This window comes from Gelidibacter salicanalis, from assembly GCF_016469035.1.
Classification (GTDB): domain Bacteria; phylum Bacteroidota; class Bacteroidia; order Flavobacteriales; family Flavobacteriaceae; genus Gelidibacter; species Gelidibacter salicanalis_A.
The window spans coordinates 1-17866 of record NZ_JAEHJZ010000040.1 but is presented as its reverse complement, the minus strand read 5'-3'; the positions used below and the strand labels follow the sequence as shown (position 1 = coordinate 17866).

10 protein-coding genes, 1 tRNA gene and 1 pseudogene are annotated in these 17866 nt (G+C 40.0%); 5 read left to right on the top strand and 7 right to left on the bottom strand.

All coding sequences use genetic code 11. The annotated features are described in order from the left end of the window. Window positions 1-14: 14 nt before the first annotated feature. Window positions 15-1247: a transcription termination factor NusA gene (gene nusA / locus JEM65_RS16315; RefSeq protein ID WP_199601800.1), complete on the bottom strand. Its 1233-nt coding sequence runs from the start codon at window positions 1245-1247 to the stop codon at window positions 15-17. An 11-nt stretch (window positions 1248-1258) separates the two neighbouring features. Continuing rightward, the gene (gene rimP / locus JEM65_RS16310) at window positions 1259-1726 is read right to left on the bottom strand and encodes a ribosome assembly cofactor RimP (RefSeq protein WP_199601798.1); all 468 of its coding nucleotides are present in this window, start codon (window positions 1724-1726) and stop codon (window positions 1259-1261) included. Between the two features lie 154 nt (window positions 1727-1880). Between rimP and JEM65_RS16305 the strand changes: the two genes are divergently transcribed. Continuing rightward, on the top strand, window positions 1881-2705 hold the full coding sequence (locus JEM65_RS16305) for a universal stress protein (protein ID WP_199601796.1): 825 nt from the start codon (window positions 1881-1883) through the stop codon (window positions 2703-2705). A 598-nt stretch (window positions 2706-3303) separates the two neighbouring features. On the opposite strand, the gene JEM65_RS16300 is transcribed toward JEM65_RS16305, so the two are convergent. Then, window positions 3304-3376, bottom strand: a tRNA-Gln gene (locus tag JEM65_RS16300). Between the two features lie 246 nt (window positions 3377-3622). On the opposite strand from JEM65_RS16300, the gene JEM65_RS16295 reads away from it, so the two are divergent. After that, window positions 3623-6931: a glycosyltransferase family 117 protein gene (locus tag JEM65_RS16295; RefSeq protein ID WP_199601794.1), complete on the top strand. Its 3309-nt coding sequence runs from the start codon at window positions 3623-3625 to the stop codon at window positions 6929-6931. Between the two features lie 6 nt (window positions 6932-6937). Beyond that, on the top strand, window positions 6938-7711 hold the full coding sequence (locus tag JEM65_RS16290) for a polysaccharide deacetylase family protein (RefSeq protein WP_307810564.1): 774 nt from the start codon (window positions 6938-6940) through the stop codon (window positions 7709-7711). Here the strand turns inward: JEM65_RS16290 and JEM65_RS16285 are convergent. Continuing rightward, the gene (locus tag JEM65_RS16285) at window positions 7708-8004 is read right to left on the bottom strand and encodes a thioredoxin family protein (protein WP_199601792.1); all 297 of its coding nucleotides are present in this window, start codon (window positions 8002-8004) and stop codon (window positions 7708-7710) included. The genes JEM65_RS16290 and JEM65_RS16285 overlap by 4 nt on opposite strands. A gap of 104 nt (window positions 8005-8108) precedes the next feature. Then, window positions 8109-9344 (bottom strand): metallophosphoesterase, encoded by a 1236-nt coding sequence (locus JEM65_RS16280; RefSeq protein WP_199601961.1) that lies wholly within the window; start codon window positions 9342-9344, stop codon window positions 8109-8111. A 114-nt stretch (window positions 9345-9458) separates the two neighbouring features. Between JEM65_RS16280 and JEM65_RS16275 the strand changes: the two genes are divergently transcribed. Beyond that, on the top strand, window positions 9459-12422 hold the full coding sequence (locus JEM65_RS16275; RefSeq protein ID WP_199601790.1) for a GH92 family glycosyl hydrolase: 2964 nt from the start codon (window positions 9459-9461) through the stop codon (window positions 12420-12422). Window positions 12423-12569: 147 nt separating this feature from the next. Here the strand turns inward: JEM65_RS16275 and JEM65_RS16270 are convergent, their stop codons facing one another. Continuing rightward, window positions 12570-13982 carry an aldehyde dehydrogenase family protein gene (locus JEM65_RS16270; RefSeq protein WP_199601787.1) on the bottom strand — a complete coding sequence of 471 codons (1413 nt, stop codon included), beginning with the start codon at window positions 13980-13982 and terminating at the stop codon, window positions 12570-12572. Between the two features lie 504 nt (window positions 13983-14486). Between JEM65_RS16270 and polA the strand changes: the two genes are divergently transcribed. Beyond that, window positions 14487-17333 carry a DNA polymerase I gene (gene polA / locus JEM65_RS16265; RefSeq protein ID WP_199601959.1) on the top strand — a complete coding sequence of 949 codons (2847 nt, stop codon included), beginning with the start codon at window positions 14487-14489 and terminating at the stop codon, window positions 17331-17333. A gap of 156 nt (window positions 17334-17489) precedes the next feature. Here the strand turns inward: polA and JEM65_RS16260 are convergent. After that, window positions 17490-17831: pseudogene (locus JEM65_RS16260) on the bottom strand (HpaII family restriction endonuclease); the annotation flags it as partial. Between the last annotated feature and the right edge of the window lie 35 nt (window positions 17832-17866).

Genomic DNA, 17866 nt, shown 5'->3' with positions numbered 1-17866 from the left:
TAACTTAATATGTGTTATTCTTCAAATTCTTCCTTAAGAATTCTGATAACATCTAAAATGGTTTCTTCCTCTAGATCGGTTCTTTTAACCAGATCCTGAACATCTTGTTCTAATATACTCTTAGCAGTATCCAATCCTGCTTTGCTGAATTCTGCAATAATCCAACCTTCAATCTCATCAGTAAATTCTGATAATTCAACATCTTCTTCAGCACCTTCCCTAAACACGTCAATTTCATAACCTGTTAACTGTCCAGCTAAACGGATATTGTGTCCACCTCTACCAATTGCCTTACTAACTTCTTCTGGTTTAAGAAGGACTTCAGCACGTTTGGTCTCTTCATTAAGCTTTACAGAGGTTACTCTTGCCGGGCTTAATGCTCTGGTAATGAACAACTGGATGTTTGTAGTGTAATTGATCACGTCAATATTTTCATTACCCAACTCTCTTACAATACCATGAATTCTTGACCCTTTCATACCCACACAAGCGCCAACTGGATCAATTCTGTCATCATAAGAATCTACCGCTACTTTTGCTTTTTCGCCTGGCATACGTACCACTTTTTTAACGGTAATTAAACCGTCAAAAACTTCTGGAATTTCTTGTTCGAACAATTTCTCCAAAAATACTGGTGCTGTTCTAGACATGATAATGGTAGGCTTATTACCTTTAAGCTCGACACTTTCTATAATACCTTTTACATTTTCTCCTTTACGGAAGAAATCAGAAGGAATTTGTTTTTCTTTTGGAAGAATGATTTCGTTACCCTCGTCATCCAACAAGATAATAGCTCTGTGACGAATATGGTGCACCTCAGCGGTGTAAATTTCACCTACTAAATCTTTAAAGTGCTTGTAGATATTCGTATTGTCATGCTCATGGATTTTAGAAATTAAATTTTGACGCAATGCCAAAATTGAACGTCTTCCCAAATCAATAAGTTTTACAGCCTCCGCTACATCTTCACCCACTTCAAAATCTGGTTCGATTTTGCGTGCTTCAGACAATTCAATCTCTTGGTTAGGCTCTTCAACCTCACCATCAGCAACCACAATTCTATTTCTCCAAATTTCTAAATCTCCTTTATCAGGATTTATAATGATATCAAAGTTATCGTCATCTCCATACTTCTTCTTCAATGCATTCCTCAAAACATCTTCTAAAATCGCCATTAAGGTTACACGATCGATTAATTTATCGTCCTTAAATTCTGAAAAAGAATCAATTAACGCAATATTCTCCATAACTTATCGAATTAAAATTTTATTATCACTTTAGCTTCTAAAATATCATCATACATAATTTTAGCCTGCTTGTTTACCACTATTTTACCTTTACCTACTGGTTTAGGTTCTTTTGTTTTCCACTCCAAGGTCACTCCTGCATCATCAACGGCTGTTAATTCCCCTTCAAATTTCAAATCAGGTTTTGCTTTCACTCCCAAGGTTCTGCCAACATTTTTTCTATACTGCCTGATGTTGACCAATGGCGAAGTTGCACCCGCAGAGGCAACATCCAAAGAAAAATCAACTTCTTCTCTGTCCAAATTGTTCTCAATAGCACGACTTATAAACATGCAGTCTTCTACAGTCACACCCTTATCTCCATCAATAACCACACTGATTTTACTCTCAGGGCTTATCGTGAAATCGATTAAAAAAAGATCCTGTCTTTCTACTAATGCGCTCTCTATTAAAGCATTAACTGTCTTCTCACTCAGCATATAATTAGTATAAAAAGAGGGGACTTTCTTGTCCCCTCGTGTTTTCTTTTACCATTCAGCGGTGCAAATATACAATTTTTTTATTGATTTATCCAAAGGATATAAAGTCGATTTTTATTATTAAATTTATAATTCACTAAGCAGCTTCCTCGTCATGAAAAAAATTCTTGTACCCACCGACTTCTCAGAACAAGCAGAAAATGCTCTAAAAGTAGCTGCACAATTGGCTAAAAAACATGGTTCTGAAATTTATTTGTTACACATGTTAGAACTACCCCTACAAGAAGTTGACATGATGAGTTCTCCCAGCCCCTTACCAGAAGCCATGTTTTTTATGAAACTGGCCCAACAAAAGTTTGAAAACCTGCTGTCTCGAGACTATTTAAAAGGCCTTGTGGTACATGATATTGTTAAAAACTACCCCTCTTTTAGTAGCGTAATTGACACCTGTCATGAATACAACGTCAATTTAATTGTGATGGGGTCTCATGGCGCCACAGGATTAAAAGAAATGTTTATTGGCTCTAATGCAGAAAAGGTGGTCCGCACCTCAGACTTACCCGTATTGGTCATCAAAAATGAACATGCCGAGTTTAGTGTTGATCGGTTTGTTTTTGCATCAGATTTTAATAAAGATAATAAGGAAACCTATAAGCAAGCCACAAAATTTGCCGAAGCGTTTGGCGCTCAAATGCATTTGGTCATGGTGAATACCGCCAATAACTTTACGCCTACTGCAGAAGCAAACAAACGCATTCAAGAGTTTATAAAAGATTCTAATTTTAAAAATTACACCACCCACATCTATAATGACGAAAGTGTGGAAATTGGCATTTTGAACTTTTCAAAAGAAATGGATGCGGATTTAATTGGGATAAGCACACATGGCCGCCAGGGTATTGCGCATTTTTTTAACGGCAGTATTAGTGAAGATTTGGTCAACCATTCTAAACGTCCGGTGATTACTTTTAAGATTTAAAATAGACCGCTGCGCTGTTGGGAAATAGACCGCTACGCTGTCAGAATAGAGAATAGAGACCGCTGCGCTGTTAGATTTGAATCTGCTTCATTGTTAGATTTTAGTCTGTATTGGTGCTAGAAGGGAGACCGTTAAGTTTTTAGAACCAAGACCGCTACGCTGTTAGACTTGAGGCTGCTTCATTGTTGGATTTGACTCTTTTTCCTGTGAGTAGCGAGACTGTATTACATTACTGCAATCATGAAGAATTAAGACCCGAACCTAACTCCTAACTCAAACTTAACCCCTAACAAAAATCTTTTCTCTATTCTCATCTCTCTATTCTCTTCTCCTTACTGTCTGCAATTCACTTAGTATTTCAGAGGAACCAAGACCGCTGCGCTGTTAGATTTGAGGCTGCTTCATTGGTGGATTTGAGTCTGTTTTTACATTTAATAGTGGGACAGAAGAATCAAGAACCAGGACCCGAGCATAACTAACAAGTCTCTTTTCTCTTCTCTTTTATTCTCTTTTCTCTTCTCTCTTCTCCCTATTCTCTCCCCAAAACTATAAAAACAAAAAATCCCGACTTATTTCTAAATCGGGATTTCAATTCTTGTTGGCCTACTAGGGCTCGAACCTAGACTCTCCTGGACCAAAACCAGGCGTGTTGCCAGTTACACCATAGGCCAATCTCTAATTGAGGACCTGCCTGCCGGCAAGGAAGGTGCAAATTTACTACAAAGTTTTATTTGCGCAAACATTTTAATGTAAAAAACACAAATAAAAACACACTTTCTCCACTTATCCTTCTTTATCAGCGTCAAAGCCCAGAAATTTTATCCAAAACATTTTAGAAATACTTAACGTTTACTTAAAAACTTTCTCCTCTTGTATTATTATTCTTAAATTCGCCACTCATTTTCAACAAAATATCTATGAATCATTTCAGCTTTAAAAAATGGAATACCATTTTAGGTTGGTTCGTCTTTGCCGTTGCATTTATTGTTTATGCACTTACCATTGAACCAACCGTTAGTTTTTGGGATGCTGGAGAATATATACTGACTTCCGCAAAGCTTCAAGTAGGACATCCTCCAGGAGCACCATTATTCCAAATGCTTGGTGCCTTCTTTTCAATGTTTGCCCTTGAGCCTTCCCAAATTGGTGCCATGCTGAATATGATGAGTGGTGCGGCCAGTGCCTTCACGATTTTATTCATGTTTTGGACCATCACCCTACTCCTCAAAAAACTTGTTAAAACCGATGAAGAATTTACAACTTCAAAACAGGTAGCCATTCTTGGTAGCGGACTCGTAGGAAGTTTAGCCTTTACATTTACGGATTCTTTTTGGTTTAATGCCGTTGAAACGGAAGTATACGCCATGGCCACTTTAATTATGGCGGTTATGTTTTGGCTTGCGCTACGCTGGGAACAAGACATGGACAAGCCGCGTGGCAACCGTTGGCTCATTCTGATTGCTTTTGTGATTGGTTTATCATTTGGAGTGCATTTTATGGGTCTTTTGACCATTCCCGCCATTGGATTGATTTACTACTTTAAAAATTACAAAACTATAACGGTCACCAATTTTATCGTGGCTAACGTAGTTTCTGCAGCCATATTATTGTTCATCTTTAAACTGCTACTTCCTAATGCCCTGAAAATATTTAGTGCATCAGAGATCTTTTTCGTCAACAGTCTCGGCATGCCTTTTAATTCAGGTACTATCATCGCCTTTATAATTGTGGTGGCTGCCTTCTATTTCGGATTAAAATATACCAGAGACCACCACAAACACGTGGCCAATACGCTCGTATTGTGCCTGCTATTTATTTTTATCGGGTTCTCTTGTTGGTTAATGCTACCCATTAGAGCCAACGCTAAAGTAACGGTTAACGAAAATGATCCGTCAAATGCACGAGAACTTTTAGCCTATTACAATCTTGAACAGTACCCTGAAACACATTTGTTTTACGGGCCTCTCTTTACAGAACAGTATACAGGTCTTGATGAAAATGAACCCTATATTGATGACAAGCCTAATTATGAAAAGGATGAAGCTGCCGGTAAATATGTTATCGTAAACGATTATAAAAACTCAAAACAAAATTTCAACTCTGAACATGCCGCCATTTTACCAAGGATGTGGAGTGGCGAGAACGCAGAAAATTATATGATGTTTACTGGATTGTTGGATTTTAACATCAAGCCAGAATATCAAATGGAAGATCAGGTCCGAAAAATTGTGGCCGATTTTAAACAAAATGTTAGAGAAGGAAACGTTGACTACAGTGGTTATCATAAATTCCTTAAACAATTTGGACAGTATTTAAATATTGAAAAACCATCGTTGGTCCAAAACATTGGCTATATGATAGAATACCAGTTTGGTTATATGTACTGGCGTTATTTTATGTGGAATTTTGTAGGCCGCCAAAATGATATTCAAGGAAAATATGACGATTTAAATGGCAACTGGATCAGTGGAATCAATCCTATCGATGCGTGGCACCTTAACATGTCCCAGGACAATTTACCGAGTGATGTTAAAAATAACAAAGCGCGAAACACCTATTACTTCCTCCCGCTACTTTTAGGCCTGGTTGGGTTCTTGTTTTTGATTGGAAGAGATAAGAAGCTATTTTGGACCTTATTGGTGTTTTTCCTGATGACGGGACTGGCCATTCAGTTTTACACTAACGTCCGTCCGTTTGAACCACGGGAACGCGACTATTCGGTTGTAGGATCTTTCTACGTGTTTGCCATTTGGATCGGCTTTGGGGTCTATGCTATTTTTGATGCTCTTAGAAAATATACCGCATCAAAATTCCTACCGCATGCCATTACGTTGGCTTGTTTAGTTTTAGTTCCAGGAATTCTAGCCGCCAATAATTGGGATGACCATGACCGTTCCGGCAAAAAGACCGCACATGCCATGGCCGTCAAGTACCTAGAATCTTGTGCACCCAACGCCATTCTATTTACCATTGGCGATAATGACACCTTTCCATTGTGGTATGCCCAAGAAATTGAAGGCATCCGTAGAGATGTCAGGGTAATCAACACAAGTTTATTCCAAACAGATTGGTACATTGATCAAATGAAACGTAAAGCGTATAGCAGCGACCCTATTCCGTCACAGCTCACCCATGCACAATACCGGTATGGTACGCGCGATTATATCGTTGAAAAGGAAATCACAAATGATACCTTAGACATTAAAGATTTTATGGATTTTGTAAGTAGTGATAATCCGCGAACAAAACTCAAATACGCCTTAGAGCAAGAAAATAGAGACACTAGTGGGTATCCTTCAAATATGTTGAACTCCAATTACTACCCTACAAAATTTGTCAGGATTCCTGTTGATAAAGCCTCTGTGTTGGAGCATGAGATTGTAAAAGAGAAAGATGCCGATAAAATTGTAGAAGACATCGTAATCGAAATTAAAGGCGGTGCACTTTATAAAAACCGACTGTTGATGTTGGATATTATTGCCAACAACAATTGGGAACGTCCAATCTATTTTACAGGAGGCAGTTTTGGCGATGATGATTATATTTGGATGAAAGATTATCTACAATTAGATGGTCTTTGTTATAAACTCGTGCCAATTAAAACACCGGTAGACAGAGCAAATCCATTTGATATGGGCCGCGTAGACAGTGAAGCGATGTACAAGCAAGTGATGGCATGGGACTGGGGCAACAGCAATGATCCTAACATTTATCATGATGTCGAAACCCGTAAAAACTCCATTACCTATAGAGGTAATTTAGCACGATTGGTAGAGCAGCTCATCAATGAAGACAAACCAGAAAAAGCTGAACACATAGCAGATTTGGCCATGACCCAAATGCCCGTGGATTATTTTGGTTTTTACACCTTGTTAGAACCTTATATTAGTGGCTATTATGAAATTGGTAAAGTTGAAAAAGGCAGAAAAGTCTATAAAGATGTCAGTAAAAAATACCAAGAAAGTTTAACCTACTACAGCGGACTTAGCATAGAAAACCAAACGCGTTATTTGGATGAAATTGTCACAGATATTGAGCGCTACAGAAGCTTGGTAGACATTCTGGTGTTTTATAAAGATAAAGAGTTTGCAATGGAAGAAACTGAGAAGTTTAACAACTACCTGCAATTGTTCAAGCACTTTATGGGAGAAGAACCAAGACAAGCGCCAAGAGAAGAACGCGATTTGACTAGGGATACTATTGACACACTCTTACAAATTGACTAATTGTTTGTGAACCTCATTCCTGTAAAAACACCAAAATTGATCAAAGGCATATTCCCAAAATACATATGGAATATGCCGGAAGATCAAATGGTAATCTACCTGACCTTTGATGATGGTCCCACTCCAGAAATAACCAATTGGACGCTTGATCTCTTAAAGTCTTACAATGCAAAAGCTACCTTTTTCTGCATTGGCAACAATGTAGAACAACACCCTGAAATCTTTCAAGATATCTTAAAAGAGGGTCATGTTACTGGCAACCACACCTATAACCATCCGTATGGTTGGCGTACGGGTACTGAGGCTTATGTGGCTGAAGTTTTGAAAACGGAACAAGTTATGAGTGCGAAGTGCGGAGTTTGGAGAGCGCACACCAACAACCCGCCCGTACCGGAAAGGCACGTTCGGGCGGGTCAACAACCCACCCGTGTCGAAAGGGCACGTTCGGGCGGGTCAACAACCCTCCCGTACCGAAAAGGCACGTTCGGGCGGGTCAGCAATCTCTTCAGACCGCCTTACGGCCAAATCAAGCCCAGTCAAGGCAAGCGATTGCAAGCCTTAGGTTATAAAATAATCATGTGGGATATTTTGGCTTTCGATTGGAAAACGGCTGTATCAAAAGAAGCCTGCGCTAAAAATGTGATCTCCAACGCTGGTCCTGGAAGCATTGTGGTATTCCATGACAGTGCTAAAGCAGCACCACGTATGAAGTATGCCTTAACAGAAACCTTAGCGCATTTTAGCCAACAAGGGTATCAGTTTAAGAGTATAGAATTCTAGATATATTCCTGAAGGATATTAATCAGTGTATTGGCGTCCTGCGCTCCACTATGCCGCCATTTCATTTCACCACTTTTGTAGATGATAAGTGTAGGTAGAGCTTTAACACGAAGTGCTTCAGCCAAATCCTTATTTTTATCAACATCTATTTTGATCACTTTTGCCTTGTCTCCAAGTGCAGCAGCTACATCTCTTAGCACAGGATGCATTGCAGTAGATTGTTCGTTCCATTCTGTAAAGAAATCCAACAAAACAGGAATATCAACATCTATAAGTTCTCCAAATTTTGACATACATTTTAATGTTTAAATCAAATGTGTTACCACACAAACCTACCTATTTTTTTTTTATTATCCTAAAACATCCGTAAATAGCTTACTATGGGTGAATCTTAGCTTTAAGTACTGAGATTTTTTGATGCTTTTTTAAGCTCAATGACGGTTATTTCTGGCCAAATCCCTACCCTTCCCGGAAATCCTAAGTATCCAAAACCTCTGTTTACATTAATATACTGACCCATTTCCTTATAAATCCCCGCCCAATGTTTGTAACGGTATTTTATAGGACTCCATTTGATCCACCCAGGAATTTCGATGCCAAATTGCATGCCGTGCGTATGTCCGCTTAAGGTTAAATGGTAATGATATGCATCACTGATAACCACTTCATCCCAATGGCTCGGATCATGTGTCATCAATATTTTAAAATCGTCAGGCTTTACCCCTTCTGAAGCTTTCTTTAAATCTCCAGATTTCTTAAAGCCACCTTTCCCCCAATTCTCACACCCCACCAAGGCAATTCTTTGCCCGTTGCGTTCAATAAATCGATTTTCATTCAGTAGCAGGTCGTATCCCATTTCTTTTTGAAGCTGGATCAACTCCTCCAGATTTTGCTTTTTCTCAGCCGTAGAGTCCCAATCAATATAATCGCCATAATCATGATTGCCTAATACAGAATACACGCCATCATCGGCCTTTAATTCAGCAAACAGCTCTTTCCAGGGCAACATCTCTGAGCTTTTATTATTGACAAGATCTCCAGTAAACATAATGGCATCACTCTTTTGTTCCTGGACCATATGTACCGCATGTTCAATTTCTGAACGGTTGTCAAAACTGCCAGAATGGATGTCGCTGATATGGGTGATGCGGTAACCATCAAAAGCGTCCGGTAAATCCGCAAAATGCAAGGTGTGTTTAATCACCTTATAATTGTACTTCCCCTTATACATGCCATACAGCATCGAGGCAAATGGTACTGCGGCTACGCCAAGCGCAATACCGCTGACAAACTTACGTCTTGATGGCATGTGAAAGCTGTTGTTAGCACCGAATAATTTGGAGTACACGCCTGAAAACAGTCGCACAATATCCTCACCTAAAAGAAAGACAATCAAGACCAAGTTAAAGAGCATAAAGGCTAAAATAAATCCGAAGGCGTAACTTTTTGAAGGCGACAGCACGCGACCTCCAACCCCCGTACTAAACTGAAGAATCAGGTTTCCCGCAATGATTACGGCAATGCCAATAAACATATAATGTACCCAAATACCTTTTGTGAGTGTCCTAATGGCTTGAAATCCATATAGCGAGATAAGAATATAGAATATGGTAAAAAGGACCCATCGCAACATAAAAGCAATTTTCATCAAAGATAAATGAATTAAACTGTTATTAAAATGTTGCGATTAAATTTAACCGTCCCTTAAGATTTAGTATATTTCCGCTGCAATACCAATCTCTTACTAATGAAGTATTTTTTTATAGCTATTACGGCGCTATTACTACTTGTAGGCTGCTCTGACCATCCTAAAACAACGCCCGCCAAAAAAGATAAATCTTTAGTGTCATTGGTCAATCCGTTTATTGGCACCGGCGGTCATGGGCATACCTATCCGGGCGCGACCATGCCTTTTGGAATGATGCAATTGAGTCCTGATACCCGTCTTGAGGGTTGGGATGGCGCTTCTGGCTATCATTATAGCGACACTTATATTTATGGATTTACCCATACGCATCTGAGCGGCACCGGCATAAGTGATTATGCAGATGTGTTGCTGATGCCTACCACTGAAGTCGTGTTCAACAACGGCAGCAACGGTAAAAAAGGCTACCGTTCAAAATTTTCCCACGATAAAGAAAAAGCAGAACCAGGGTACTACAAAGTGCATTTGGAAGACAGCAATATTGATGTAGAACTCACCGTTTCTGAGCGCAGCGGCATCCATAAATACCAATTTCCGACTTCTAAAAACCAAATCATCGTGTTGGATTTGGAGCACCGCGATCAACTTTTGGCTTCAAAAATCAAACAGACTTCCAGAACGGAAATCACGGGGTTCCGCCATTCCAAATCTTGGGCAGCCAATCAAAAATTATTCTATTATATCAAATTTTCGCATCCCTTGTCGGTCGATTTAATTGCTAGAAAACAAAACCTGAACAATAGAAAGGCGGTTTTTCAATTTGACAATCCTAAAAATGAACCCATTTACGTAAAAATTGGAATCAGTGCGGTTGATGAAGAAGGTGCCAAGAAAAATTTAGAAACTGAAATTGGAGACAAATCTTTTGACCAGGTTAAGGAGATCGCCCAGGGTACTTGGGAAAAGCAATTGGAAAAAATAGTGATTGAAAGTGATAATCAAAACTATAAAACCAATTTTTATACCGCTTTGTACCACACCATGCTCGCACCTAACATTTATCAAGATGTTGATGGGCGCTATAGAGGTATGGACCAAAAAATTCATACCACCAAAGATTTTAAATATTATACAGTGTTTTCGCTGTGGGACACCTACAGAGCAGCACATCCGTTATACACACTTATTGAACGGAAGCGCACCAGCGATTTTGTCAATACGCTCCTCGCCAAATACGACGAGGGCGGCATCTTACCCATGTGGGATTTGAGTGCCAATTATACCGGTACCATGATTGGATACCACGCCGTTCCCGTAATTGCAGACGCCTATTTAAAAGGGATCAAAGGCTTTGATGCTGAAAGAGCATTTAAGGCCATGACCCATTCCGCCAACAAAAATCATTTAGGTTTAAAATCGTATAAAGACCTTGGATTTATTCCGGTAGAGGAAGAAAGTGAGTCAGTGTCTAAAACCTTAGAATATGCCTATGACGATTGGACCATTGCCAAAATGGCGCAGGCCTTGGACAAAGAAGATGATTACGAAACCTATATAAAGCGCGCCCAACACTACAAAAACGTGTTTGATCCGGAAACCAAGTTTATGAGAGGCCGCTTCAAAAACACTTGGGTAACACCTTTTGATCCCTCTGAGGTTAATTACAATTATACTGAAGCCAATGCCTGGCAATACAGTTTTTACGTGCCCCAAGACATTTCTGGCCTTATAGAGTTAATGGGCGGAAAGGAAATTTTGGAAGCCCAATTGGACACACTCTTTACGGCCGATAGTAAAACTACGGGACGCGACATGGTAGATATTACCGGACTTATTGGTCAGTATGCGCACGGCAATGAACCGAGTCATCACATGGCCTACCTTTACAATTTTGTAAACAAGCCTTATAAAACACAGGAAAAAGTCCACCAAATTTTAACGACGCTCTATAAAAATGAGCCTGATGGTATTGCGGGAAATGAAGACTGCGGACAAATGAGCGCGTGGTATGTGTTTTCAGCCATGGGCTTTTATCCGGTTACGCCAGGTGCTGACGCTTATATCATCGGAACCCCGTTATTTGATAAAGCTACCATCAATCTAGAAAACGGAAAAAACTTTACCATTAAAGCCTTTGATCTTTCTGACGCCAATAAATACATAGATTATGTCCGATTGAACGGCAATAGACTGCACGAAAGTTATATTACTTCAAAAGATATTTTATCTGGAGGTATTTTGGAATTCTTTATGACCGATGCCCCTTCTGATTGGGCGACGGACGACGACGAAGCACCTACAACAGCCATCACAGATTTTAAAATTGTTTCTGTGCCCTTTATCGCAACCGGTGATATTTCCTTTAAAGAGCAAACCGAAGTCACCTTAGGAACTGCGCAATTGGAAACCGATATTTTTTATACGCTCAACGATTCGGTGTACAGCAAATACGAACAGCCGTTTATCATTTCTGAGGCGTCTACTTTAAAAATCTATGCAGAGAAAGATGGTGAAAAGAGCAAAACAATAGCCACTAAGTTTTTCAAATTGGACCCTAATAGAACCCTCACGTTGCAAACCAACTATGCTGATGCCTACAGTGCTGGTGGCCCTAATGCTTTAATTGACGGAATTAAGGGCACTAAAGACCACAGAACGGGCTTATGGCAAGGTTATGAAGGTGAAGACGTGATAGCAATTGTTAATTTAGGCGAAGCACATCACCTCCAAAAAGTCTCTCTCAATGTGTTGCAGGACCAACGCTCTTGGATATTCTACCCCTCGGAAGTATTTTGTTACACTTCTACTGATGGTCAAACCTTTCAATTTATTGGCAAGCAAAACTTAAATGCCAGCAAAAGATCCGAAGACGTCAACATTAAAACAGTAACATTTGATTTAAAAGACAAAACCGCCACCCATATTAAAGTCATCGCCAAAAAGCTGGACAAACTTCCTAAATGGCACCCCGGCGCTAAGGACAAGGGTAATAGCTGGATTTTTGTGGATGAGATTAGTATTAAATCGACCCCTGTTGTGGATAGTTTACAGACCACAAAAAATTAGGAATTGGGAATTTATACACTCTCCTCTAATCTGCAACCTCAGCATCCTAATCTGATTGCATCGGCCATCCTTACTAACATTTTCTCATCAACCAACACACGAAATTCTAAAAACTGCTAACTAAAAACTGCCCACTGCCAACTTTATTTAGAACCACTTCAGCGTCAAATCAATCAATTTCTGTTTAAAATTAGTATAAGGCGGCATCAATAAATCAGTGGCGCCCATTGTGTGTTGTTTCATCATGGAACGTCTATTGGAGAAGGCTTCAAAACCAAAAAATCCGTGCGATTTTCCCAAGCCGCTATTATTGCTCCCTCCAAATGGCAGATTATGATTCAAAAACTGTAACAAATTATGATTGATACAGCCACTTCCTGCGCGTGTATGGTTCATAATAAAATCAATATTTTTGTCAGATTTACTGTAAATATAAAGTGCTAAAGGTTTCTCTTTAGAATTGATATAATCCACCGGTTCCTGCAACGTTGTAAAGGTTTTCACCGGAAGAATGGGGCCAAAAATCTCATCCTGCATCAATTTTGAATTTTCTGGCGCATCAAATACCAACGTCGGTTCAATAAAATGATCGCTCACGTTAGAGGTTCCCCCAGACACAATGGCACTGCCGTTCTGCTTTGCTTCGTCAATATAGGAGGTCAAGCGCTCAAAATGCTTTTTATTGACAATACGGGAATAGGAGTCGGAGAGCTCAACTTGATCCGTATAGAACTCCTTAATCTTCGACTTAAAGAGCGTCGTAAATTTCTCTTTAAGATTGGCCTGCAACAATACATAATCTGGAGCAATACAGGTTTGTCCTGCATTGGTAAACTTCCCAAAAATGATTTTCTCCACGGCCTTTTCCAAATTTGCAGAGTCATCAATAATGGTGGGCGACTTCCCTCCCAACTCCAACGTTACGGAGGTCAAATGTTTTGAGGCGGCCTTCATCACTATTTTACCCACTTGTGGAGAGCCTGTAAAAAAGATATGGTTAAACGGTAACTTCAATAAGTCTTCTGAGACCTCAACTTCGCCTTCAAAAAGCGCTACTTCATCTTCTTCATATAAGGCGCTGACAATCTCAGCCATCACTTTGGAGGCGTTTGGTGTCATTTCAGACGGTTTAATCATCACCGTGTTTCCAGCAGCAATAGCCGACACCAATGGACCAAAGGTCAAGTTAATCGGGAAATTCCATGGCGAAATAATCAAACAGACGCCTTTAGGTTCAAAGACTATATAAGAAGAGGCACCCAGTAAGGCTAAGGGCGTATCGACCTTTTGGTCTTTCATCCAAGATTTAAGATTGCTTTTGGCGAATTTAATTTCGGTCAATACCGGATAAATTTCTGTGAGATCAGTTTCCAAGAACGGTTTTTTGAAATCGGCATATAGGGCCTCCCGAATTTGTTGTTTGTAATCAACTTCTAAAGCGGTTTTAAGAGCATCCAATTTTTTAAGACGTTCTTTATAGGTGGTATTTCCTTTTTTAAACTGATTTGCTTTTTGTCGATTGAAAACCCCATAAAAGGGATTGCTCTGTAATTCTTCCATGTAAGAGTTATGTTTTTACTGGCCTGAGAGCCGCTTTTATGTATTGTTATGGTATTGCATGAGTGCTAGTTAACCTCATTTTTAGCGCTAATAGTTATTTAAACGATGATTTTCATGCATCGATGTAGTGTTTATTTCTAATAGGATGATATAGTCGTAAGAAAGTTCTACTTCTTATCGCACGGGCCACCTTATCCATTTCAACTTGTGGCCAAGAGACATTGTCTGTCGCTTAGTAGATAACCAATCTGGTCATACCATAATAGCTGTTCCAGTGTCGCCTAAACAATTCAAACGGTCTCTTTAATAGCGTTGATCACGTATACTACCTTATGCCGTTAAAATACAAATTGCATTTCAATTAATTTCGATTCGATGCATAAGTTTTGTAATTTGCGTGCTGTCCTTTTGGGTGGTGTCGAGAACATTGTTAAAGCGTTCAAAACGATTCAAAACAACTCACGACGCCACACGAGGAATACCAAAATTCAATCCATTTTTATGATGTCAGAACAAAAACGCCTCTTCTTAGTCGATGCTTACGCCTTAATTTTTAGAGGGTATTACGCTTTTATAAAGAACCCCAGAATCAATTCAAAAGGAGAAGACACCTCCGCCATTATGGGGTTTATGAACTCTTTATTGGATGTGATCAAAAGAGAGCGCCCGGACCATTTGGCGGTATGTTTTGATAAAAATGGCAGTGCCGACAGGGTAGAAATGTATGAAGCCTATAAAGCGAATAGAGACGAAACTCCAGAAGGCATCCGCACGGCCATCCCACATATTTGCCGCATTCTGGAAGCCATGCACATTCCTATCATGGTCAAAGATGGTTTTGAAGCCGATGATGTGATTGGCACCTTATCACGCCAAGCCGAAGCCCAAGGCTACAAAACCTATATGGTAACGCCAGATAAGGATTTTGCCCAATTGGTAACTGAAAACACATTTATGTACCGACCAAAATCGTTTGGTGGCGGTTATGAAACTTGGGGCATTGAAGAGGTAAAGAAAAAATTTGAGGTCGAAAGTCCATTGCAGGTCATCGATTTCTTAGGAATGATGGGCGACTCTTCTGATAATATTCCTGGCTTACCAGGCGTGGGTGAAAAAACCGCCAAAAAATTCATCAAGCAGTACGGCAGTATGGAAAACCTTTTGGCCAATACCCATGAGCTAAAAGGTAAAATGAAAGAAAACATTGAGGCCAATAAAGAATTGGGCTTACTCTCCAAAACTTTGGCCACTATCATGTTGGATGTACCGGTGACCTTTTGCGAGACCGATTTTGAAATGTCAGAGCCAGATGTAGAAGCCGTGACTAATATTTTTCAGGAATTGGAATTCAGACGTCTCACGGATAATTTCCTCAAAACCTTTGCACCCGGTGCTAATAACGGTGGCACAGAGAATAACAAAGTACCTACTGCCGCAACTATCACGGCAAAAACATCAGCCGCTGCTGGGCTGGGTCAGTTCTCCTTATTTGGTGGCGATGCTGATAATCAAGCCCCTACTACAGACGCTTATACACGGCATACGTCCGCCTCAGCCTCTCACTTTTACCAAAGCGTGGCAACGGGGATGGCTACGAAATTGTTCATTCAAAATTTGATGAAACAAGCAAGCGTGTGTTTTGATACCGAAACTACGGGGCTTGATCCGATTACGGCCGAGTTGGTAGGCATTGCTTTTTCGTGGGAAGTGGGCAAAGGATTTTATCTACCGTTTCCAGAAGATCAAGCTGAAGCCCAAGAACTGATCGAACAATTGCGCCCGTTTTTTGAAGCGGAAACCATTGAAAAAGTGGGACAGAATTTAAAATACGACATTAAAGTACTTCACAAATACAACATTCAGGTAAAGGGCAAATTGTTTGATACGATGTTGGCCCATTATCTGATCAATCCGGATATGCGTCATAATATGGATGTTTTAGCGGAAACATATTTGAACTACACCCCTATTTCTATAGAAGCGCTGATTGGCAAAAAAGGCAAGAATCAAAAATCGATGCGCGATGTGCCTCTAGACCAACAAACGGAATATGCGGTAGAAGATGCGGACATCACCTTACAGCTTAAAGAGCATTTTGAAAAGGAATTGGGCGAAGCCAACACCCAAAAATTATTTGATGAGATTGAAATTCCGCTCTTGCGCGTGCTTGCCGATATGGAATTGGAAGGCATCAATTTGGATAAAGATTTTTTGAATTCCCTATCCGAAAAATTGGACAATGACATCAACACCTTACAGACCCAAATTTTTACGGAAGCCGGCGAAGAGTTTAATATTGCCTCCCCGAAACAATTGGGCGATATTCTATTTGACAAGCTCAAATTGGTGGACAAGCCTAAAAAAACCAAAACTGGGCAATACGCCACGGGCGAAGAGATTTTATCTTATTTGGCCAAAGACCACGATATTATTCAGCATATTTTAGACTACCGGGGCTTGGCAAAACTGAAAAGCACCTATGTAGATGCCCTGCCTAACCAGGTGGAGCCAACAACAGGACGCGTGCATACGGATTATATGCAAACCGTTGCGGCTACCGGACGTTTGAGCAGTAACAACCCTAACCTTCAAAACATCCCGATCCGTACGGAACGCGGACGCCAAGTGCGGAAAGCCTTTGTACCACGGGATGAAAATTACACCCTGTTAGCGGCCGATTATTCGCAAATTGAATTGCGCATTATTGCCGCCTTAAGCGAAGAGGAAACCATGATTACCGCCTTTAACAACGGCGAGGACATTCACGCATCTACCGCCTCAAAAGTTTTTGGCGTACCGTTGGAGGAAGTGACGCGCGAGCAACGTAGCAATGCCAAAACGGTCAATTTCGGGATTATTTATGGGGTTTCCGCCTTTGGGTTGAGCAATCAAACCGATTTATCCCGTAGTGAGGCCAAAGACTTGATTGACACCTATTACGAAACCTACCCAAAACTCCGTCGCTATATTGGTGAGCAAATAGATTTTGCCAGAGATAACGGCTATGTACAAACCGTTTTAGGGCGTCGCCGTTATTTAAAGGATATCAATTCTCGCAACGCCGTGGTGAGAGGTGCAGCGGAACGTAATGCCGTAAACGCACCTATTCAAGGTAGTGCTGCCGACATTATTAAAGTCGCGATGATCAACATCCATAACAAATTAAAAGAAGGCGATTACAAAACCAAAATGCTGCTTCAAGTACATGATGAGTTGGTGTTTGATGTCTATAAACCTGAATTAGAAGCCATCAAAACCATGGTGAAGACGGAAATGGAAAATGCGTATACGATGACCGTACCATTGGATGTGGACTTGGGTGTTGGTGCGGATTGGCTGGAGGCGCATTAGGATTTAGAATTAAGACCGCTGCGCTTATAGAATTAAGACAAAGATTTGGTTGCAGTGGATGTACAAACATTACTATTTTAAATGTAAAATACAATTGATAAAGAAGTAAATATTGAGATCTATCCTCATTATATATATTTTAAGGTTCTTAGATAATTACGCCTTTACTTGAAAGTTTAATTTTATGAATGAATCTCCTCCTTCAGAATAAACTTCACCATAACCCATTTTAGTACCTGAAGGATTATCCAGCTTAGCGGAGTTCTTTAAGTATTGTTTAAACTTGTTAAAGTCAATCAAATGATAGCAAAGTACTTCTGAATTTGGTTTCACTATAATTATACCGCCGACAATATCATATTTACCCGACCATACAGATTTTGAAGTCATACCTAACGCTGCCTCTACCAAGAAATTCATTAATTTATATTCGTAAAATTTATGTCCTTGGCTCTGGTCATAATTCATCGGGTTATCTTCCGTTATTTTTTTTATAACTTCATTAAATTTAGGTAACTATTCAGCCTATCTAA